This window comes from Mesorhizobium sp. M7D.F.Ca.US.004.01.2.1 (genome assembly GCF_003997785.1).
Classification (GTDB): domain Bacteria; phylum Pseudomonadota; class Alphaproteobacteria; order Rhizobiales; family Rhizobiaceae; genus Mesorhizobium; species Mesorhizobium loti.
Genome location: NZ_RZRQ01000001.1, coordinates 24178 through 43731 on the forward strand (window position 1 = coordinate 24178; position 19554 = coordinate 43731).

Genomic DNA, 19554 nt, shown 5'->3' on the forward strand with positions numbered 1-19554 from the left:
GACGACGAGGCCCTTGCTTCCCCGTTCGTCAAATGCCTCCTGCGGCTCATTCGTACTCAGGATTCCTTCGGCTTATGGGAAGGCCATTCGGATGCCGAGCTGCTGGCCGAGTTCATCATCACCAAGCAACAGCAACGTGCGGTACCCTTTGGCGGCGATCCCGATCCTGACGCGCTGTGGAGGCTCGACATGTTTTACACCGCCGTAGCGCTTGCGATCGAGGAGCGCTCCGGCGTGTCGACGTCGCCGACAATAGAAATGAAACCCGTGGGGGCTTCCGGCGGTTGGGCGTTCTGTCGAGACGTCCACCGGTTCGGCTTCGAGACTTTCCGCAAACTTGCTGAGGCCGGTACGAAACTGGTCGACGATGCGACTGCAGCCATTGAAGCCTAGCCCGAGATGGAGCGCATCAAGAAACCATTGTTCCAGGAAGGATCTATGTCAGACCTAGATAGGATGAGGAAAAAAGTCTGAAAGCTCCAGTTGCGTGCAGCTATTGCCAAGATGGCATTGCAGGACCTCGTCGAGGGTCTGCCGGGCAAGTGGGCCGACATACAGGAAGTCGCCGAGAAAACCCAAGCCGTTTATGCCGAGTTGGATGTTGCCAAGAGAGAACTCGCTTCAATGAAGAATTTAGGATGATGCGCACATTCACCACCCGTGACGGCTCCATTTGGATGCCGCCGTACCTGACCTCCATCGATAGCAAATCTGCATCGGCTGCTGCCGTTGTTTCAAGGTCTGCTCGCGCGATGTCATGCATCTTCACGGCGTTGATGATGCGGGTGAAATCCTCGCCCCTGCGATGACGAGGACGACGATTTCGACGGCAAGCTCAATCGCATGATCATGGTTGTCGATGATGCCGGCCGCTGCATAGGCTGCGGAGCCTGCGGCCGCGTCTGCCCCAAGAACTGCCAGACGCATGTTCCGGCCGACGAGCTCGCAACATGATCTGGCGAAAACCAGGGGAGCGGCGTGCACTTCATCTTTTTGTCGGCTCGTGGGGCTGGTCCTGTGCAGCAATGCGTCGATGGTTTACTTCGCTTTGGATTCGCTCCGTGTGGCAGTCGTCACGACGCTGGCCTGTTCGCTGCTGCTTCAGGCCGGCTACTTCGGCCGCGTGCTCTTTCTGATCTGGCAGTCCTCTAGCCGCGCTCGTGGAACTCGCCACAGGGGCCAGCATGCCGATGGTTACAGGAAAGCTCGGGTACCAGTCGTCTGACTCTGATCAACTGCGGAATGCAATTTTCAGCTGTGTCCCGGCTTGGTCGAATGCCCAGCATGTGCTGCTGCTTTGATGCGCGGATGACAGGATCAGTGCTCAGACCCACACCAATTTTGGTCACCCTCTGATGACTGAGCTGATCGTATAGGGAATCTGTGTTCGGCTAACACGCGACCATACCCCTGGGCTGACCGGTGCGTAGCAGGTTCAGGTACTTTTTTGCTGGAGATAGCATGCTGGAAAAATTCGAACGTTATCCGCTCACCTTTGGACCCACGCCGATCGAGAGGCTCGACCGCCTCGGCAAGCATCTGGGCGACAAGGTGGAAATCTACGTCAAACGCGAGGACTGCAACTCCGGTCTCGCGTTCGGCGGAAACAAGCTGCGCAAGCTCGAATACATTGTGCCCGACGCGATCGCGTCAGATGCCGATACGCTCGTCACAATCGGTGGCGTGCAGTCCAACCATACGCGCATGGTCGCTGCGGTCGCCGCCAAGATCGGCATGAAATGCCTCCTGGTCCAGGAGAGCTGGGTCCCACATGATGATGCTGTCTACGACCGGGTCGGCAATATCCTCTTGAGCCGCATCATGGGGGCAGAGGTGCGCCTGGTTGACGAGGGCTTTGACATCGGCATCCGCCGCAGCTGGGAAAAGGCACTTTATGAAGTCAAGGCAAGGGGCGGCAGGCCATATGCGATACCTGCCGGCGCCTCTGTCCACAAATACGGCGGCCTGGGCTATGTGGGGTTCGCTGAGGAGGTGCGTGCCCAGGAAGAGCAGCTTGGGTTTGCCTTCGACTATATCGTCGTCTGTACGGTGACTGGTTCAACCCACGGCGGCATGCTCGTCGGGTTCGCCAAGGATGGTCGACAGCGCAACGTGATCGGTATCGATGCCTCCGCCATGCCCGCCAAGACCAAGGCGCAGGTGCTTGGCATCGCCCAAAATACAGCGAAGCTCGTCCACCTCGGAGCGGAAATTGTCGAGGCAGACGTGGTGTTGTTCATGGACTACGCGTACCCGGGTTATGGCGTTCCATCGGAGGAAACCAAAGAGGCAATCCGTTTGTGCGCGCGGCTCGAGGGCATGATTACGGACCCCGTTTACGAGGGCAAATCGATGCAAGGGATGATCGACCTCGTCCAGAGGGGCTTCTTTCCACAGGGATCGAGGGTCCTCTACGCACATCTAGGCGGCGCACCGGCGATCAACGGGTACGGCTACACCTTTCGCAACGGCTGACGTTCGGCAGTCTGCGATTCCGCGGTCGCGCTCGAACGTGGGTAGGTAGCGTCGTTCGAGCGCTTGGCTGGAGAAGTGGAGGCAGCGACGGGCATCCACTAATTGGTACCATTACGTGCTGTCGGTGCTCAACGCCACGCGCATTGAGCGCATGCCGCCGTTGGCAACCGCGAGGCGAATTTTGACTCCGGGGCAAGAATCCACACGCGGCGGTGGCGGCACGAGGACCAAGCCGGCGAGTTCGCGCTTTCGAACTGGCGCCAAACTGCCACTGCTCGAGGGCCGAGGCCAGTCTAATCACAGGCGAGCCGTCCAAGCTCTCAAGAGTGATAGGGCGAAACCCGACAGCGGCAGAAGACATGTCGGGTTCACGACAATCGGCCGCATTTGGCCTCGTGGAGAATTTCAAAGCATTTCCCGCCGCTTACCGGAGCTGAGGGAATTGGCACCTCCGTTGCAGCTTGATGTGCGGCAACACGGTGAGAGCTTCGCTGAAGCAAGCCAGAGGGAGCGATGCCCTCGAGACCGTGTCCGATTTTGACTGGAAAATATTCCGCGACAAAAGAGACGAAAGGTGTGGAATGACTTTGGACACCAAGATGGAACTGCGTATGGGGTCCCCGGCTCCTGCGATCAAAGTGGAGAACTGGCTGCGTGGCGAGCCCCTCACGAACTTTCGGCCCGGCAAGGTCTACCTCGTTGAGTTTTGGGCGACTTGGTGCGGACCATGTGTCGACGCCATGCCCCATTTGATCGAACTGCAGGAGAAATATGAAGGCAGCGGATTTGAGGCGGTCGGAGTTGCCGCCTGCGAACAGGGTCCTACCGCAGACGAGGCGCGGACCAACGTGGATGCCTGGCTGACCGAGGAGTTCCCGAATCTGAATTATCGTATCGGGTTCGATTACATTGGCGAAATGAACAAGCTCTGGATGGATCCCAGCTCTTCGATTGGGATTCCCACCTCGTTCGTGGTCGACCGCGACGGCCACATCGCTTTTATCGGCCACCCGGCGGAACTCGATGACGTTTTGCCGAAAGTCCTTAACGGCAGCTGGCGCAGCAGCTATGAAGCGAAAGCCGCCGATGCAAAGCGCATCGCGCATAACCAACTTGCAGCGCGCGAAATGTCGCTTACCGGGCCGATATACGCCAAACTTGAGCCGGCGATGCAGGCCGAGGATTGGACGGCGGCGCTCTTGGCCATCGAAGAAGGCCTCGCCTTGATGCCAGACTCTTGTGAGTTCCGGCAGATTCATGCGGATCTTCTGCTTCACAAGCTGCGCGACATCAAGACCGGCATGCCGGTCATGCGAGAATTGGTCGAGGACGCGATCGACAAAACGTCCGACGCGGTGTCGTGGATGGCCTTGGCCCTCAACCAACTCTTCGATCCCACGATGGACAATTCCCATCTTCCGCGCGCGGAGCGCTTTGCGATGGGCAACGAGCTCTCGGAACAGATACTGGCACTCAATCCCCCGAACGGCGATGGCCCGTTTAAATACCTCCGGTACCTCCCGGTAGCTCAGTATTATTACGAGAGCGGCAACAAAGATCGCGCAATCGAGTTGATCGAGGTGGCACTGAAATCGGTGGACCGGCTGGGGCCAATTCCGGACCACACCAAACAGTACTATCTTACCCCATTGCTCGAAGCACTGGCCAACTACACGGGTGAGCCTGCCTGTCACGCGGATCTTTGTGTGGCTCCGCAAAAGAAGGCACCCGAAACTCAAAACGAAGTCACTTCCTGAGCAAGAATCGCGAAGGGACTGACAATTGGAATTGAACACTGGCCAATCCGCCCATCGAAGCTCTCTTCGCAGCAAGTATGTCGATGCAGCAGGGCGGCGGCTTGCGGAAGGTTGGATTTCAATTGCGTTGACCACCGGTCGGATCGCGGCGCAGACGATGTGCGCCGCGAATTCGCGCCGCAGGTCTCGCACTCGTGGACATGTCGAGGTCGGCCACGGGGCACTCTTGGGGTTGGCCCGCCCAAGCCATTCGTCGGCCACGCAAGCGGACCCGGAGTGGGCATCGCAGGAAAAGGAAATCGTACCTCGAAGACGAAGACTGAAATGACGAACAACGAAATTCCTCCGGTTGGCCCTGCTGTCAACAATGACGACGAGGCCCTTGCTTCCCCGTTCGTCAAATGCCTCCTGCGGCTCATTCGTACTCAGGATTCCTTCGGCTTATGGGAAGGCCATTCGGATGCCGAGCTGCTGGCCGAGTTCATCATCACCAAGCAACAGCAACGTGCGGTACCCTTTGGCGGCGATCCCGATCCTGACGCGCTGTGGAGGCTCGACATGTTTACACCGCCGTAGCGCTTGCGATCGAGGAGCGCTCCGGCGTGTCGACGTCGCCAATAATTGGAATGAAGCCCCTGCGGGCTTCCAGCGGTTGGGCGTTCTGTCGAGACGTCCACCGGTTCGGCTTCGAGACTTTCCGCAAACTTGCTGAGGCCGGTACGAAACTGGTCGACGATGCGACTGCAGCCATTGAAGCCTAGCCCGAGATGGAGCGCATCAACAAAACCATTGTTCCAGGAAGGATCTATGTCAGACCTAGATAAGATGAGGAAGAAAGTCCGAAAGCTCCAGTTGCGTGCAGCTATTGCCAAGATGGCATTGCAGGACCTTGTCGAGGGTCTGTCGGGCAAGTGGGCCGACATACAGGAAGTCGCCGAGAAAACCCAAGCCGTTTATGCCGAGTTGGATGTTGCCAAGAGAGAACTCGCTTCAATGAAGAATTTAGGCTGATGCGCACATTCACCACCCGTGACGGCTCCATTTGGATGCCGTCGTACCTGACCTCCATCGATAGCAAGACCTGCATCGGCTGCTGCCGTTGTTTCAAGGTCTGCTCGCGCGATGTCATGCATCTTCACGGCGTTGATGATGCGGGTGAAATCCTCGGCCCCTGCGATGACGAGGACGACGATTTCGACGGCAAGCTCAATCGCATGATCATGGTTGTCGATGATGCCGGCCGCTGCATAGGCTGCGGAGCCTGCGGCCGCGTCTGCCCCAAGAACTGCCAGACGCATGTTGCGGCCGACGAGCTCGCAACATGATCTGGCGAAAACCAGGAGAACGGCGTTGCACTTCATCTTTTTGTCGGCTCGTGGGGCTGGTCCTGTGCAGCAATGCGTCGATGGTTTACTTCGCTTTGGATTCGATCCGTGTGGCAGTCGTCACGACGCTGGCCTGTTCGCTGCTGCTTCAGGCCTGCTATTTCGGCTGCGTGCTCTTTTTCGCGGACGTCGATGATCTGTAGAACTGTTCATTCGCTCCGCAGAGGGCCGGCGAATCCAATCTCTTCCTAAGCCCGTTGGCCGTAATCGAAAGACACGGGGCCGGCGAGTTCGTGCTCAGCTGCCACTGTGCTAGCAAGGGAACGGAATCCAATCCCGGAGCAGATGGCCAGAGTTGAGCGAAGACTGCGGTCGGAGCTCCTGCGCTTCCGGGTCTCCAAGGGGACGACTTTGCGAACCGAAGGGACTTTGAACCGTTGACGTGGCCAGCGTGCGGTAGGTTGGGCCAGCGACAGGGATCCCGGCCGGCCGGGAAGCACCGCCCTCTCAATGTGCGTTGACTTCGCTTCCTTTGGCGAAATGTGGGTAACGGCGAGGGCCGCACTCTTCCCGGGCCGTCGACATTCCCGCCCTTTTGGTGCGTGCGCCGTTAGGCGCGACAATTCGGTGCCCGCGTGTAACTGCGCGCATTCGCCGAAGCTTAGACGTGGTGCATTCCCGCTCGCCCGTTTGGCGGACAGTTCCGGCCGTGCTGGTTTTGCCGCCTAACGCCCGCCGCTCGTCACTGCCACACCCCTCTCCGGCAACGGCTCGGCGCATCGCGCAAGCCGGTTTAGCGATCAGGCCAGGCCCTTCGCGAGTTCCAACGCCTGCCGTTCGAAGAGGCGGCGGTAAATGCCACCATCGAGATTGATCAGGGCGGCATGATCGCCGTCCTCCATGATGCGGCCACGGTCGAAGACGAGCAGCCGATCGAGCGAGCGGACCGTCGACAGCCGGTGTGCGATGACGAGTGTGGTTCGGCCCACCATCAACCGATCCACCGCTTGTTGAATGAGCACCTCGGATTCCGAATCGAGGCTCGATGTGGCCTCGTCCAGAATAAGGATCGGCGCGTTCGCGAGGAAGGCGCGCGCGATCGCCACGCGCTGGCGCTCGCCGCCGGAGAGCTTCAAACCCCTTTCGCCGACCAATGTCCCATAGCCCTTCGGCAGGGGCGCGATGAATTCGTGGGCACTTGCCAGTCGTGCCGCTTGCTCGATCTCGGCCTGGCTCGCGCCAGGCCGGCCATAGGCGATGTTCTCGGCAAGCGACCTGTGAAACAGGATCGGCTCCTGCTGCACGATCGCGATCTGCGAACGAAGGGACTCTTGGGTCACCTCCGAGACGTCCTGACCGTCTATCAGGATCCGGCCGCCGCTCAGGTCGTAGAGTCTCTGGATCAGCTTCACGAATGTTGTCTTGCCGGAACCGGAGGGTCCAACCAACCCAACCCTTTCGCCAGCTTCAATCGACAGCGAACATTCGCTATAGAGCGGCAGGGGATGGTTGGCGTAGCGGAAGTGGACGTTCTCGAAATCGATACGGCCGTTCGTGATCCGGATCGGCTTGGCCTCTGGACGATCGGCAACATCCACCTGCTGATTGTGGATGGCCACCAGTTCTTCCATATCATTAACCGAGTGCTGCACGTTGCGGACATGCATGCCGGCATCACGCAGATAGCCCTGCAGGACGATGAAGGACGTGAGAACATATGCTATCTCGCCCGGCGTTGCCTGTCCATGCGACCACAGAAGCAGGGCATATCCGACCACCGCCACCCTGAGCGCAACCAAAGTTACGCCTTGGGTTGAGCCGATGATCGTTCCGCGCACCCAGCTCCGGCGCGCGCGGTGCCGCCATTTCGTCATGATATTTGCAAGCCGCTCGTCTTCGCGAACCTCTGCGCCGAAGCCCTTGACCACAGCGTTGCAACTGACCGCGTCCGCAAGCGCGCCGCTGAGCCTTGTGTCCCATCGGTTGGCAAGGCTCGCCGCTGGCGCGACATAGCCGAGCGACAGCGAAATCGAAAACGCAAGGTAGACGAGAGAGCCGCAAGCAAAGATCACGCCCATGACCGGCCAGTGCCAGCCGAGCAGCACCGTCGAGCCGATCAAGATGACAAACGACGGGAGCAGCGTGACGAGTATCGTGCTGTTGAGGAGGTCGAGCGCCCACATGCCGCGCGTTATCTTGCGCACTGTCGAGCCGGCGAAGCTGTTTGCATGCCAGTCTGTCGAAAAGCGCTGCACATGATGGAACGCTTCGGTCGCGACGTCGGAAATCATTTTCAACACCAGGTCGCTCAGGCCAATGAAGGCGACGTGGCGCATGGCAATGCCACCGAGTGCCAATGCAATCGGTACAGAGAATGCTGCAACAGCTGAATCCGAAGCTGGTGCTGCCGCATTAGCAGCACGAGAAACAGCGTCGATGAGTCGGCCAGAATAGAGCGGCATCAACACGTCAGCCAGCGTGGAGGCGAGCATCGCGGTCATGATGATCGCGAGCCGGGCCGGCTGCCTGTTCCAGAGGCGAACAGTGAAGGCGAAAACGTCGCGACAAGTGGCGCCGCGCCCATGGACGGGGAAACGTCTCATAGTTTCCAAGCGGGCGCATCAACACGCTCGGTCCCAAAGACGATAAAAGACAAAACTGGAATTTCGACCTCCCCCATAACAGCATCAATTTTGGCGGGCAGCTCTTGCCGCCTCACGACGGTGAGTTCAAAAGTCGTGCCAACTGAGCGGGAACATCCGAAGGACAAATTCAGCAGGTTACCGAGCCTGGAGAAAGTCAGCCGCCATCCAGTCGATACGATTGCTACGGCTGCTCAACTCGGGAGATTGGAAAAGAAGGTCGATGTATCGATTGAATTTTGAGCTTGTTCTTGCCTCGATCAAATAAGTACAGTTGCAATGCAGCTTTCTCAGGCCCGGCACTTAGGTGCTGATTTCAAAAGCGCGCCGCGAATACTTTCCTGCCCATATTCCGTCAATCGAATGCTCGACTGTCGGATTGTGCGCTCCCCGACACAGTGCTGTCGGTTCGCCTCCTGGGTACCTCCCCCGTCGATTGACGACCTGAAGGAGAAGCTTCGCTCGCAAGCTGGCACGACTCTTGAGGGTACTCCAGGTGGCGGAAGGAACTCCGGCTCGAGTCCCGTTGACTTCGGATGTTGCGAGGCTGGGTTGGAGCAAACTGTGCACCAATGAGAACGCAATGAAGGAGACATCATGGAACTCCGGCGGATTGCGGTGGAGTTAGACCTATTCCTCAAGATGACTGATGATGTCGCTCAATCCGAACAGTTGTTCGAACTGTTGTCTGCGTTTGCGCTGAATTTCGATTGCCCGTGGATTGCCTATGGGCCGCTCGCATCAGAGAGGGCTTTCAAGCCGAACCGGGAGGGTTCTGTGGTGATGTGGAATTATCCTGCTGAATGGCAGGAGCGCTACTCGAGAATGGGCTATGCCAAAATAGACCCCCTCATCAAGAAAGGTCGAAAGGAGGCGGGACCCTTTCGATGGAGCGAGGTGTATACTGATGAAAACATAACTGAAGATGGACGCCGCGTCTTGGACGAAGCAGCAACATTCGGCTTGAGGTCAGGCGTTACCGTCCCATTACATGGCCCTGGTGGCAGCTTTAGGTTTGTGAGTTTTGCTCAATCCTCGGACTGCGAATTGCAGAATAGAGCGATCACCTACCTGCAAATGGCCGCGCTGCGGTTTCATCGGATGGTTACGAAGTTCGACACTACGACTGCGTCGGAACGAGCTCATAACCTGTCTCCGAGAGAAATAGAGTGCATTGATTTGGTGTCACAAGGAAAATCATCTTGGGAAATAGGAACTATTTTAGGCAGATCACGAAATACGATAGATTTCCATTTAAAAAATGTAATGCGGAAGTTGGATGCGACCAGCAGAACGGTAGCTGTTGTAAAAGCTTTGAACCTTGGGATTATCCAACCGCCGTAGGTGCGCAGCTAGTTCTCCGCCCGTAGTAGCGCGCGTGATAGCCGAGACGCTCCGGCGTGCGCTCGCTCTTCGAAGCACCCAGCGCCTCGTCCATCTCGGCCTCGAGCACCTCCTGCATCACGGCGCGAATCACCTCGTGCAATCCATCCGGCTTCGAAAGCAAAATGTCGTTGACGCTGCTACGGCGGATTTATCTTCAGGCTTGGTCCTGGTGGCGATGCTGAGTTCGCTTCGCTGAGATTGGGCGGTCATGACAGGGTGGTGTTCAATGTCACCGATTCCTGGAAGAAATTACCATCCGTATTAAGCGACTGACGATGAGTGATGTGTGTCCAAAATCTGACAGCTGTCAGAAAACATTTCGGGTTCAATACAGCGGAGCGTCTTAGCCCTGTCGGGCTTTTCGAAGCCTATCTCGCAGTAACTGCGCGCCAGGCGCACTAGCTCGGCCTTTGCTGGTCGATGTGCGGCAATATAGTGTGAGGGCTGACCCGCATGAGAACACGGAACTCGCTCGATGAAGGATGATCGACGGCATCCAGAAAGCTTCTCTCCGGCGGGTTCGAGGGTGCTGCGCGCGCATCTCGGCGACGGGCCAGCGACCAACGGTTGAGGCTACATCTCCGGAGCGAGTGATGCCTCGAAAGATGCAATGCTGTCTCTGGTCCGACGCGCTGGAAGTTTGTGAAGGGTCGGCCCGGCAAATCGGTGAACCGGGCGGCTTAGGCTGCCAAAAAGGGTAGATGTCTGCGTTGCCTCGGTAGATCAGCAGGCGGTATCAGAAAGCCAAAGGCACACGCACACCATCGTGGCGCTTCGCAGGAAGTAGATGGGAGTAATCACCAGTGATTTTACCGGAACTTCGCTCAGCAAACACAGCCGGCAGGGTTTTGGAGATAACGACGACCACGGGATGCGTCGTAGGATGTTCATATTGTCCCCAGGACAAGTTCGCGGTCCGGCAAAGAAAAGTGTCTCATGCGAGTCATCTGGATCTTGAAGATTTCAAGCGGTGTCTGGCCCGCGTACCGACTTCCGTCGACATTGGTTTTGCGGGATACTCCGAACCTTGGCTCAATCCGGACTGTACCGAAATGGTGGAGCACGCCTTCGCCAAAGGCCATGGCATCAGGATTTTTACGACGCTGGTGGGAATGAACGGGCAGGACCTGCAGCGATTGCAAGCCTTGCGCTTGGGCGTATTCGTGGTCCATGTTTTCGATGACGGCACCTACATGAACAGCCGCCTGGTCGGAGACAAGTATCGCGATCTGGTTCGTCAACTCGTCGACGCGGACATCCCCTTGATCCGATTCGTGGCCTTGGGCGAGCCCCACCCAGATATAGCCGACATTATTCCTACCGAAGCCCTGATAAAAGCGCGGCCGGTGAGCAGTAGGGGTGGAAGCGTCGACCCTAAGATCGTTGCACCACGTCAGCCAGTGGTCGGAGCCCTAACCTGCGTGGACGCACGACAGTATCGGAATGTTCTTCTTCCAAACGGCGACGTTACCCTGTGCTCTATGGATTTTGAACGGCGTCACGTATTGGGCAACCTTCTATATGAGGGTTACTCCGCTCTGTTTGAAAAGCCAGTTTTTCGCGAAATCGTCGACCGCATGAATGGAGCAGATGGTTTTCTGCTTTGCAGGATGTGTGAATTCGCCGACCCAAACGACCGGACCTGAGTGCATGCCGGCCGAGAGGGCGTGCCTGGCAGTGCGGATGGCCCCACGACAGATGCACCTGCCCGCGACGCCATCGTGTTTTCACGTTACGCCAGTATGTTCCTGTAGGCGCGGCAGTGGGCCTCGAGCATTTCGGAGACGAGCTCATCGAAAGGTCTTCGCCTTCCAACCGAGCTTGTCGGCCTGCCTAGCTTGAGGTAACGCCGATCACAGGTCAACCATCGGTCGGATGGAAACAGTGTTAGTCGATCCCGATCAGAGCTTGATTGCTTACTCACGGCTCACCTCGTCAACGCCTTCACCCTCCCGGACGATCTCCTTTTCGACTCGCCTGAAGGCAGCAGCCCAGCTGCGGCCGGGGATGGTTGCCGTCGCGGTAGTGGACGTTCTCGAAACCGATGCGGCCCTTCGCCAGCGCGTCTCCCGGTTGCTTCCGCCTGGCCTACGAACGGGCTTTCCGTCAAGGGGGTCCACGGCGGCCCCGCCCTCTTGATCCGGCGGCTCGGGCCAGTCATCGCGCAAGAGATCGGAATCCGCATTCTTCTCAAAGAGAGCGTGGCTTTCGCTGTGTCATCGGTCATCAAATAGTTTCTTGAATCAGGTTGGTGTCCGCAGCCCGAGGTTGAACGGCGAATATTGATGACCGCCGCGAAGCCGCTCGCTCGCTACGGCGCTATTGAGGAGCGCGCTCGCGAGCGGCTTCGCTACCGCCGAGCGACACAACCTCTGGCGACGCGACCCTGCTGATCTCCTTGGACTCATTCATTTGTCCGGAGCGCTATGGGCAGCGAAGGGTGGGTACGTCAACTACCTGATGCCATAGTAGCGATGCTTTCGCGGAAGCTTTAGAAGCCATCCTGTTGCAGCACATTCGAAAGCATCCGAATGGAGGGCAACGCAACCCAACAATATTTGATGAGGATGCCGGCATCACCAGACCAAACCCAGACCAAACAAAGCTGCCTCCGGCATTCTGCTTCAACGTTAAGCGACGAACATCTGCCGCAAACCACTAGCCATTAAACAGCTCTCTTCTTTGAAAGACTATGTGCAGAGGACTTGATATGGACACCGACGCTTTCACGGCTCATGAATCTAACGTTCGTCGTTATTGCCGGGCGTTCCCCACCGTCTTTACGAAGGCCCTTGGGGCGACGATCTGGGACGAGACGGGTAAGCCCTTTATCGATTTCCTGGTGGGTTCCGGCGCACTCAACTACGGGCACAACAATCCGGATATTATGGCGCCAGCGATTGAATATCTCGTCGGTGAGAACATTCTTCTGTCGCTTGATATGCATACGGCGGCAAAGCGTGACTTCATTGAAGGGTTCGTCGATTGGATCCTGAAACCCAGAGGCCTTTCGTACAAGATTCAGTTTCCCGGGCCGACCGGCACGAACGCCAACGAAGCGGCGCTGGCGCTGGCGCGAAAATACACCGGCCGCTCGAGCGTCATGGCCTTTACGAATGCGTTCCACGGCATGTCGCTCGGCTCTCTAGCGGTGTCGGGCTCGGCCTCAACCAGGGAACTGGGAGGCGTCGCTCGCCACGATGTGATCCGTGTTCCCTATGACGGCTATCCGAGCCAAGCTTTCGATTCCGCCAGTTACATCGACAGCGTTTTGAGCGACCCGGGGAGCGGCATAGAAAAGCCTGCCGCAATCATTCTGGAGACCATCCAGGCCGAAGGCGGCATGAACGCCGCATCCGCAGCTTGGCTCACGGAAATTCAGCGCATTTGCCGTACGCACGGCATTGTTTTTATCGTCGACGATATTCAGGCGGGTGCGGGCCGAACTGGCGATTTCTTCTCATTCGAGTCCGCGAAAATCGAACCGGATATTGTGTGTCTTTCCAAGTCCCTAAGCGGTTCAGGTAGTCCGTTGTCCATCGTTCTGATTCGACCCGACTTGGACATATGGAAGCCCGGAGAACATAGCGGGACCTTCAGAGGCAACAATTTCGCCTTCGTGACGGCAGGAGCCATGTGCAAGATGTGGTCGGATAGGAAATTTACTGCAGGTGTCGAGCGGACAGCCGTCAGGCTGCAAACGCACCTCGATCGCCTGGTTGCGAAATTTCCAAGATACATCGAACAGAAGCGCGGCCGCGGTCTGATGGCCGGCCTGAAATGCCGTTCACCGGCAGTTGTCGGCCGCGTGCACGATGTCGCATTCGAAAATGGCCTTCTTATCGAATCCTCGGGGCCAAATCGCGACGTTATCAAAGTCCTCCCACCGATAACCATCACCGATGCCGAACTCGATCGTGGCATCACCATCCTTGAACACGCACTACAGGAGCAAGACAATGCCTAGTCAGATATCTCAAGTGCCAGCCATCTCGCCGGTTTCGATCAAAGAACGGACCGGGTCGATCAACACGGCGGAGATCATCTCGGTCCTGAAAGGTGAGCTCACCGCTCTGCACATCAAGCAAGCTTTCAGCACCGAAGTAGCCGAGGAGATCACTACGAACTTTATTGGAAGCTCTGGTCTCAGAGAGCGTAAAGATGGTGTGCCCGGACAATATGTCGGCGCATCTCACTACAGGAAGGATGCAGCCACCTATTTCGCAGACGCCGAAAACGCGCGGCCGTACGTCGATGCCCTTTTTAAGAATTTGGTTGACCCGGTTCGAGCAGTATTCAGGGCGTTGAAGCGAGAGCTTCACAACCAGGGAATCGAATTGCGGCTAGCCCGTTCCGAACACGGCCAGGCCAATGTTTGTCGCGGCCTCAGTTGGTCGGGCACAGGCACATTTTCCTTGGATCCCCACGACGACGTCGCTCAAGTCTTACGTGCTGGCGATGATTACGAGCTTTCTGCGGTGGCGCACAATACGGTCGCAGCGCTCAACCTCTATCCCAGCATGCCTGAGGAAGGCGGCAATCTGAAGCTCTGGAGCCACAAGCCGACGGTTGCGGACCGGATATCGCAAGGTGTGGAGACCACTGGATATCCCTATTCGGCAGCCTATCTGGAAGCCGTCCCTTGCCGCGAGTTCGAGCTCAAAACCGGGGATATCGCCCTAATCGATGGCGGCTTCGTTCACGGGGTTACCGGTCAATTAGGCGACGGAAAGCGTCGCCTAGTGCTGAATTGCTTTTTCGGATTTGCGCGGCCTGATCTTGTTCTCTGGTGGACGTGACGTTGGACCTCGCAGCGATCGACTGGCTTGGGCCGTGAGTTGGCGTGGCCAGGCGTGTGACTGCTCATGCTGCCGTCATACAAGCCGAACCTCGAACCGATTGAAATGGCCTTCGCCAGACAGTTTGGGCTGATGCCTTTGCAGGCTACAATTCAGGACTCGCCCTATGAAGAAGCAGTTTACTCCTACAAACGATGTAAGCCTCGCGATCTTTGATCGTCTTGAGTCTGAGGTGCGGAGCTACGTCCGTGCGTTCCCAGTTCTGTTCGATCGAGGCGTCGGCACTGCCCTCATAGCTACAGACGGTCGGGAATACATCGACTTCTTGGGAGGCGCGGGAGCCTTGAATTACGGGCACAACAACCCAGCCTTCACGCGGGCGTTGTTGGACTACATTGCGCGCGACGGAATTGTGCACGGGCTCGACCTTGCTACGACCGCCAAGAAGGCCTTCATCGAAGCTTTTGAGCAGTTTATTTTGAAGCCCCGCGGTCTGTCTTATAAATTGCAATTTACTGGCCCCACAGGTACGAACGCGGTCGAGGCGGCTCTGAAGCTAGCTCGCCAAGTGACCGGCAGGTCAAACATCGTTTCGTTTACGAACTCGTTTCACGGAGTCAGCGCTGGGGCGTTGGCGGCAACCGGAAACACGAAGTTCCGAGATGCTGTCGGCTTTCCCCTCGCGCACGTGACATCGTTGCCGTACGAGGGCTATCTCGGCGCTTCAGACACGATCGAGTATTTCGAGAAGCTTCTCGATGATCCTAGCAGTGGTCTCGGCAAACCCGCTGCGGTGATCCTAGAAGCAGTGCAGGGCGAAGGCGGTGTCAATGCTGCTACCGTTGAATGGCTGCAACGGCTGCGTGATCTGACCTCTCGGCACGAGATCCTGATGATCCTCGATGATATTCAGGCTGGTGTCGGTCGCACAGGGAAATTCTTCAGTTTCGAGGCGGCTGAGATCGTGCCGGACATCGTTACCCTGTCAAAGTCGTTGTCTGCAATTGGAACGCCTATGGCCCTTGTCCTCATGAAGCCTGAACTTGATGTCTGGACGCCGGGTGCGCACACCGGCACGTTCAGGGGCAACAACTATGCTTTCGTCACTGCTCGTGCGGCCCTTGAGACTTACTGGTCCGACTCCAAGTTTGAAGATGAGATTGCTCGCAAATCAGCCATCTTGGCTCAAGAACTCAAGTCGATCGCAGACGACTTCCCCAGCCTTGCTCTGAATGTCCGAGGCCGCGGCTTGATGTATGGACTCGTATCACCAAAGCACCACTCATTGCCGGGGCTCATTTCCCGGGAAGCTTTTCGTCGCGGCTTGGTGATCGAGATCGCTGGCTCGTATGGTGAGGTGCTCAAGTTCATGACAGCCCTTACCATAACCGAGGCTGAACTGCGCCGTGGTCTGTCGATCGTACGCGACAGCATTGGCGCGGTGCAGGACAGCATTTCAGCGGAGTAGGCATTCACTCAGTCCCCCCTACCCAGTCTGGGCTTATCAAGCAAAGGAAATTCCGCTTTAGACGTATGCGATTGTATGGAGACGGACAGCAAAAATGGACACTCGGAGAGCTCAAACAATGGACACCGACCGCTTGACGTGATCGAACGACAGTACGGCATGTGCAAATCAATACACACTTCTTGCTCGTTGCAAGATGAAGGACGACGTCCAGGGCCGGTGAAACCGGTATTCTAATATATTATATAAGTAAGATGGTAATATTGCTGGTTTATCACGAGCGAAGACGAACGGTACACAACACATTAGAAATTAACTTGTATAAGAGGTCCGGTATTTCTTATCCTTTCTGATGAAAAATAGAACGGATTTTGTGCGACGTCGAAGTTTGGCGAGACGAGTGTAAGGCGCGTTCGCGAACCTTACACCGTTACGTTCTGAAGGAGTTGAGATCGTGAGTGATATGACAGCCCGAGACGATGAGATAAGCCTAGCCGAACGCGTAACGCAGCATTTGAAACCGCATTTATGGGCAAAGGCCAACCGGCTCCTTATCCGTAAAGCAATCAGCGAATTTGCACACGAGTTGCTAATTGCTCCTCGACTCCAGCGAATGGAAGGCGACTGGGGGAAGTATGTGCTGGAAAGCGAGACCCCTGGGTTGGAGTATTGGTTCCAGGCTCGGCGCCTCCTGCTAGATCACTGGCAAGTGGACGCCGGCTCTCTGGAGAAAAGGATTGAGGGCAGGCCGGCCCCCCTGGATGCGCTTGATTTTGTTATTGAGTTCAGCCGCCATCTTGGCATAAAGGAAGAGATGATGCCGGTTTACCTGCAGGAGATCAGCAGCACGCTGTATGGCAGCGCGTACAAGCAGGCCAAAACAGAGATATCCGCCGCAGAACTGGCTTTTGCCGATTACCAGATCGTTGAGGCTGGCATGACGGAGGGCCACCCGACCTTTATCGCGAATAACGGTCGCATTGGCTTTGACGCGCTCGACTATAGTCGCTATGCGCCGGAGGTGGGCAGTTCGATAAGACTCATATGGCTGGCCGTCCATAAAGAAATGGCAACGTTTAAGTCCATTTCAACGCTCGACTACGACCTTCTCATGCACGAGGAACTCGGTCGACAGGCGCTGGAACAGTTCGACGCAGCGTTGCGTCAAAAGGGACTAAACTCGACCGATTACATCTATATGCCAGCGCATCCTTGGCAATGGTTCAATCGGCTCTCAACTATCTTCGCGGCGGATATCGCCAACCGGCACATTGTCTGCCTAGGCCAGGGGAAGGACATATATCATGCCCAGCAATCGATCCGCACACTTTTCAATATAAGCGATCCGCATAAACGGTACGTGAAAACGGCGCTGTCGATACTTAACATGGGGTTTATGCGCGGCTTGTCACCGACACACATGCTGGCGACGCCCGCCATCAACGAATGGTTGAAGAATTTGCTCGACAGTGACTCCTATTTAGCCGCCAACGGCTTCAGCATCCTTCGCGAGGTCGCGACGATTGGCTATCGCAATCGTTGTTTCAACACCGCCCTCAAGAAGGACTCCCCTTACAAGCAGATGCTTTCTGCGCTGTGGAGGGAAAGCCCCCTTCGGCAGTTGAAAGAAGGGGAACGTCTGATGACAATGGCGTCGCTGCTTCATGTCGATTACAATGGTGAAGCACTCGTGACAGCCCTCATCAATGCCTCGGGGTTAGACGCCGCCGCTTGGCTACGCCGCTATTTTGAATCTTATCTGGCGCCGCTTCTCCACTGCTTTTATGCTTACGATCTAGCGTTTATGGCACATGGAGAAAATATAATTCTAGTTATGAAAGATCACGCTCCGACGCGAGTTATCATGAAAGACATTGGCGAGGAGCTTCGTATTCTAGGCGGAGATCTCAACGTGCCGGAGGAGATTAAGAGGATCTGCATTCAAGTAAATCGCGACATGAAGCACGACTTCATTTTCACCGACGTTTTCGACTGCTTCTTTCGTTACTTGGCTGTAACACTCGAAGAACATCTTGATTTTCCGTCGACACACTTCTGGCAGCTCGTAAGCGAGTCCATCCTTGGCTACCAGACGAAACATCCGGAATATGACGAAAAATACAGGCAGCATGACCTATTCGCTCCAGAATTTCTGCGACGATGTATGAATCGACTGCAGATACAAAAAAACCAGCAAATGGTGGACTTCGGTGATCCGGGAGAATACCTGCACACCGTCGGCACGCTGAAGAACCCACTGGCGGGCATTCGCAAAGTGACCAGTGCAGGTTAAGCTTGAAGGAGGCGCGTATTTTAAATGAACAATGTAGTTAGCCGGTTTTGGGCCAATACCATACCCCCCCCTTGGGGTAAGCAACCCCTTGCGTAAACGCCGCCGCAGCATGTTGCGCGTATCAGGCGCCCGCTCACCAGCGCGTCGCCTGCTTCCATTCTGAAAGGAGGCGCCTAATTTTTTTATCGCCTTCGGGCCGGCTTTCCAGGTGCCGTCAACACTGACACGGTTAGGCGCCCAAAGCTTGATTTGTGTAGACCTCGCTACCTTAAGCATAAACCTCGTCGAACGCCTTCAATCAAGCACTGCGGCCTTGACGCTCATGCTAGGAGATCATGGCCGCGTTGGAGGTAAGTGCGGCTCTAACTTATGGCTAGAAGGGAGCTTCTCATGTACATTCTAGAAACGCCGCGCCTAATCCTAAGGCCACCGTCGCATAGCGACGAGCTTCTTCTACATGAGCTTCATAGCGATCCATTTGTGGTAAATGCCATGTGGGATGGAGTCTATCCGACCCGAGAGCAATCGAAAGCTAAACTACAACAGTTCATCCATCATTGGCAGAGCAATGGTTTCGGCTTATGGATGGTGTTCGTAAAAGGCGAAGGCCAAGTCGGAAAATTCGCAGGCTACTGTGGATTGATGTACAGTGGCCCGTATCTGCCCGAAGATCCCACTAATGTGGAAACCGTATCGTGCCTCCACCTTGCGTCTTCCGGTAAGGGGATCGCCGCAGAGGCCGGCAGGGCAGCGATCCAGTTTGCTTTCGAGAACCTAACGCTCGAGAAGGTCACTTCATTCATTCGCCCAACGAACACGCGTTCGCTTCGGAAAGCACCGAAAGTAGGCCTTCGCTATGTAAGAGACCGGGTCTACAATAACGTAGTTATGCGATATTTTGAAGTGACAGTCTTGACTGCTGTAAAAATCGAAAAAGTCGTCGTTATCTCTTGTTAGTATCATTGTTTCTCGGAAGACGGTGATGCAAGAAACCGTAGGCGAGCGCTGCTCTCGCCCTACGAACTTGCAATCATTCACACCGACGCACCGGCGTGTCCGGAGATGCATGTGCCCTGGAATTGAGAGCTTGTCGGTTCAGAGATAGTTCAGATGGGTCGCTCGGTCTCGCTTCGGGCATGCCCTCGACCGATTTGGCGATCAAATCGCTCCGTTACAGACGGCATGATGTGGAGCTGCCGCGCCGTAAGTGACCATATCTCAGGCGGTAGGAGGAGCGCTTTGCTGAAGAAGCCCATCACACTTGGTACCTTGATGGGGAGTTGCGTGGTTTTCGATTATATCGTCGTGGGTGGTGGCTCCTCTGGATGCGTGATGGCGAGCAGGCTCTCCGCCTATGGCGCTCGCGTGCTGCTCATTGAAGCTGGCCCTGATACGCCGCCGAATGCCAT

General features: G+C 56.4%; 17 protein-coding genes and 3 pseudogenes. 18 read left to right on the top strand and 2 right to left on the bottom strand.

Annotated elements, in window-relative coordinates; translation table 11 throughout:
* From EN993_RS00115 to EN993_RS00160, 10 genes and pseudogenes are all read left to right on the top strand, one after another.
* Positions 1-393 (top strand): DUF269 domain-containing protein (locus tag EN993_RS00115; RefSeq protein ID WP_127259213.1); only part of this gene is annotated, 393 nt, incomplete at its 5' end.
* A gap of 90 nt (positions 394-483) precedes the next feature.
* Positions 484-642 (top strand): CCE_0567 family metalloprotein, encoded by a 159-nt coding sequence (locus EN993_RS00120; RefSeq protein ID WP_224571204.1) that lies wholly within the window; start codon positions 484-486, stop codon positions 640-642.
* Positions 639-954, top strand: a pseudogene (gene fdxB, locus EN993_RS00125) (ferredoxin III, nif-specific). The gene EN993_RS00120 and the pseudogene fdxB (EN993_RS00125) overlap by 4 nt, the downstream one beginning before the upstream one ends.
* A gap of 79 nt (positions 955-1033) precedes the next feature.
* The gene (locus tag EN993_RS37550) at positions 1034-1225 is read left to right on the top strand and encodes an exopolysaccharide production repressor protein (protein ID WP_127230899.1); all 192 of its coding nucleotides are present in this window, start codon (positions 1034-1036) and stop codon (positions 1223-1225) included.
* 236 nt (positions 1226-1461) lie between these two features.
* Positions 1462-2475, top strand: coding sequence for a 1-aminocyclopropane-1-carboxylate deaminase (locus tag EN993_RS00135; protein ID WP_024505903.1), 1014 nt, complete (start codon positions 1462-1464; stop codon positions 2473-2475).
* Positions 2476-3074: 599 nt separating this feature from the next.
* Entirely contained in the window at positions 3075-4232 is a 1158-nt protein-coding gene (locus tag EN993_RS00140; RefSeq protein WP_063170386.1) for a TlpA disulfide reductase family protein, read from the top strand.
* A gap of 324 nt (positions 4233-4556) precedes the next feature.
* A pseudogene (locus tag EN993_RS00145) lies at positions 4557-4993 on the top strand (DUF269 domain-containing protein).
* Positions 4994-5039: 46 nt separating this feature from the next.
* Positions 5040-5243: a CCE_0567 family metalloprotein gene (locus EN993_RS00150; protein WP_127262112.1), complete on the top strand. Its 204-nt coding sequence runs from the start codon at positions 5040-5042 to the stop codon at positions 5241-5243.
* Positions 5240-5557, top strand: coding sequence for a ferredoxin III, nif-specific (fdxB, locus tag EN993_RS00155; protein WP_174800308.1), 318 nt, complete (start codon positions 5240-5242; stop codon positions 5555-5557). The genes EN993_RS00150 and fdxB (EN993_RS00155) overlap by 4 nt, the downstream gene beginning before the upstream one ends.
* The gene (locus EN993_RS00160) at positions 5554-5760 is read left to right on the top strand and encodes an exopolysaccharide production repressor protein (protein WP_082826584.1); all 207 of its coding nucleotides are present in this window, start codon (positions 5554-5556) and stop codon (positions 5758-5760) included. The genes fdxB (EN993_RS00155) and EN993_RS00160 overlap by 4 nt, the downstream gene beginning before the upstream one ends.
* Before the next feature lie 597 nt (positions 5761-6357).
* On the opposite strand, the gene EN993_RS00165 is transcribed toward EN993_RS00160, so the two are convergent.
* Positions 6358-8160: an ABC transporter ATP-binding protein gene (locus EN993_RS00165; RefSeq protein WP_063169366.1), complete on the bottom strand. Its 1803-nt coding sequence runs from the start codon at positions 8158-8160 to the stop codon at positions 6358-6360.
* Here EN993_RS00165 and EN993_RS00170 point away from each other — a divergent pair.
* Together EN993_RS00170 and EN993_RS00175 are read left to right on the top strand one after the other, a co-directional pair.
* Positions 8140-8442 carry a hypothetical protein gene (locus EN993_RS00170; RefSeq protein WP_127262113.1) on the top strand — a complete coding sequence of 101 codons (303 nt, stop codon included), beginning with the start codon at positions 8140-8142 and terminating at the stop codon, positions 8440-8442. The two genes, EN993_RS00165 and EN993_RS00170, sit on opposite strands and share 21 nt — an antisense overlap.
* A gap of 354 nt (positions 8443-8796) precedes the next feature.
* On the top strand, positions 8797-9543 hold the full coding sequence (locus tag EN993_RS00175) for a LuxR family transcriptional regulator (protein ID WP_063169365.1): 747 nt from the start codon (positions 8797-8799) through the stop codon (positions 9541-9543).
* Positions 9544-9559: 16 nt separating this feature from the next.
* Here EN993_RS00175 and EN993_RS00180 read toward each other — a convergent pair.
* Positions 9560-9795: pseudogene (locus tag EN993_RS00180) on the bottom strand (transposase); the annotation flags it as partial.
* 719 nt (positions 9796-10514) lie between these two features.
* Between EN993_RS00180 and EN993_RS00185 the strand changes: the two are divergent.
* The 6 genes from EN993_RS00185 to EN993_RS00210 all read left to right on the top strand — a co-directional run bounded on the left by EN993_RS00185 (position 10515) and on the right by EN993_RS00210 (position 19102).
* Entirely contained in the window at positions 10515-11231 is a 717-nt protein-coding gene (locus tag EN993_RS00185; RefSeq protein WP_224571099.1) for an SPASM domain-containing protein, read from the top strand.
* A 1064-nt stretch (positions 11232-12295) separates the two neighbouring features.
* The gene (ectB, locus tag EN993_RS00190; protein ID WP_063169362.1) at positions 12296-13552 is read left to right on the top strand and encodes a diaminobutyrate--2-oxoglutarate transaminase; all 1257 of its coding nucleotides are present in this window, start codon (positions 12296-12298) and stop codon (positions 13550-13552) included.
* Positions 13545-14384, top strand: coding sequence for a hypothetical protein (locus EN993_RS00195; RefSeq protein WP_063169361.1), 840 nt, complete (start codon positions 13545-13547; stop codon positions 14382-14384). Before ectB (EN993_RS00190) ends, EN993_RS00195 begins: the two co-directional genes overlap by 8 nt.
* 166 nt (positions 14385-14550) lie before the next feature.
* Positions 14551-15852: a diaminobutyrate--2-oxoglutarate transaminase gene (ectB, locus tag EN993_RS00200; protein WP_063169360.1), complete on the top strand. Its 1302-nt coding sequence runs from the start codon at positions 14551-14553 to the stop codon at positions 15850-15852.
* Positions 15853-16315: 463 nt separating this feature from the next.
* Entirely contained in the window at positions 16316-18145 is a 1830-nt protein-coding gene (locus EN993_RS00205) for an IucA/IucC family siderophore biosynthesis protein (RefSeq protein ID WP_063169359.1), read from the top strand.
* Positions 18146-18535: 390 nt separating this feature from the next.
* A complete protein-coding gene (locus EN993_RS00210) occupies positions 18536-19102 on the top strand; it encodes a GNAT family N-acetyltransferase (RefSeq protein ID WP_158515808.1) in 567 nt (188 codons plus the stop codon).
* The last annotated feature ends 452 nt before the right edge of the window (positions 19103-19554 follow it).

What these genes read in the sequence shown, in the direction of transcription:
- EN993_RS37550 (WP_127230899.1), top strand. Translation starts at nt 1,034, where the DNA reads ATGGTTTACTTCGCTTTGGATTCGCTCCGTGTGGCAGTCGTCACGACG.
- EN993_RS00135 (WP_024505903.1), top strand. Translation starts at nt 1,462, where the DNA reads ATGCTGGAAAAATTCGAACGTTATCCGCTCACCTTTGGACCCACGCCG.
- EN993_RS00140 (WP_063170386.1), top strand. Translation starts at nt 3,075, where the DNA reads ATGGAACTGCGTATGGGGTCCCCGGCTCCTGCGATCAAAGTGGAGAAC.
- EN993_RS00150 (WP_127262112.1), top strand. Translation starts at nt 5,040, where the DNA reads ATGTCAGACCTAGATAAGATGAGGAAGAAAGTCCGAAAGCTCCAGTTG.
- EN993_RS00160 (WP_082826584.1), top strand. Translation starts at nt 5,554, where the DNA reads ATGATCTGGCGAAAACCAGGAGAACGGCGTTGCACTTCATCTTTTTGT.
- EN993_RS00170 (WP_127262113.1), top strand. Translation starts at nt 8,140, where the DNA reads ATGGACGGGGAAACGTCTCATAGTTTCCAAGCGGGCGCATCAACACGC.
- EN993_RS00165 (WP_063169366.1), bottom strand. Translation starts at nt 8,160, where the DNA reads ATGAGACGTTTCCCCGTCCATGGGCGCGGCGCCACTTGTCGCGACGTT.
- EN993_RS00175 (WP_063169365.1), top strand. Translation starts at nt 8,797, where the DNA reads ATGGAACTCCGGCGGATTGCGGTGGAGTTAGACCTATTCCTCAAGATG.
- ectB (WP_063169362.1), top strand. Translation starts at nt 12,296, where the DNA reads ATGGACACCGACGCTTTCACGGCTCATGAATCTAACGTTCGTCGTTAT.
- EN993_RS00195 (WP_063169361.1), top strand. Translation starts at nt 13,545, where the DNA reads ATGCCTAGTCAGATATCTCAAGTGCCAGCCATCTCGCCGGTTTCGATC.
- ectB (WP_063169360.1), top strand. Translation starts at nt 14,551, where the DNA reads ATGAAGAAGCAGTTTACTCCTACAAACGATGTAAGCCTCGCGATCTTT.
- EN993_RS00205 (WP_063169359.1), top strand. Translation starts at nt 16,316, where the DNA reads ATGACAGCCCGAGACGATGAGATAAGCCTAGCCGAACGCGTAACGCAG.
- EN993_RS00210 (WP_158515808.1), top strand. Translation starts at nt 18,536, where the DNA reads ATGTACATTCTAGAAACGCCGCGCCTAATCCTAAGGCCACCGTCGCAT.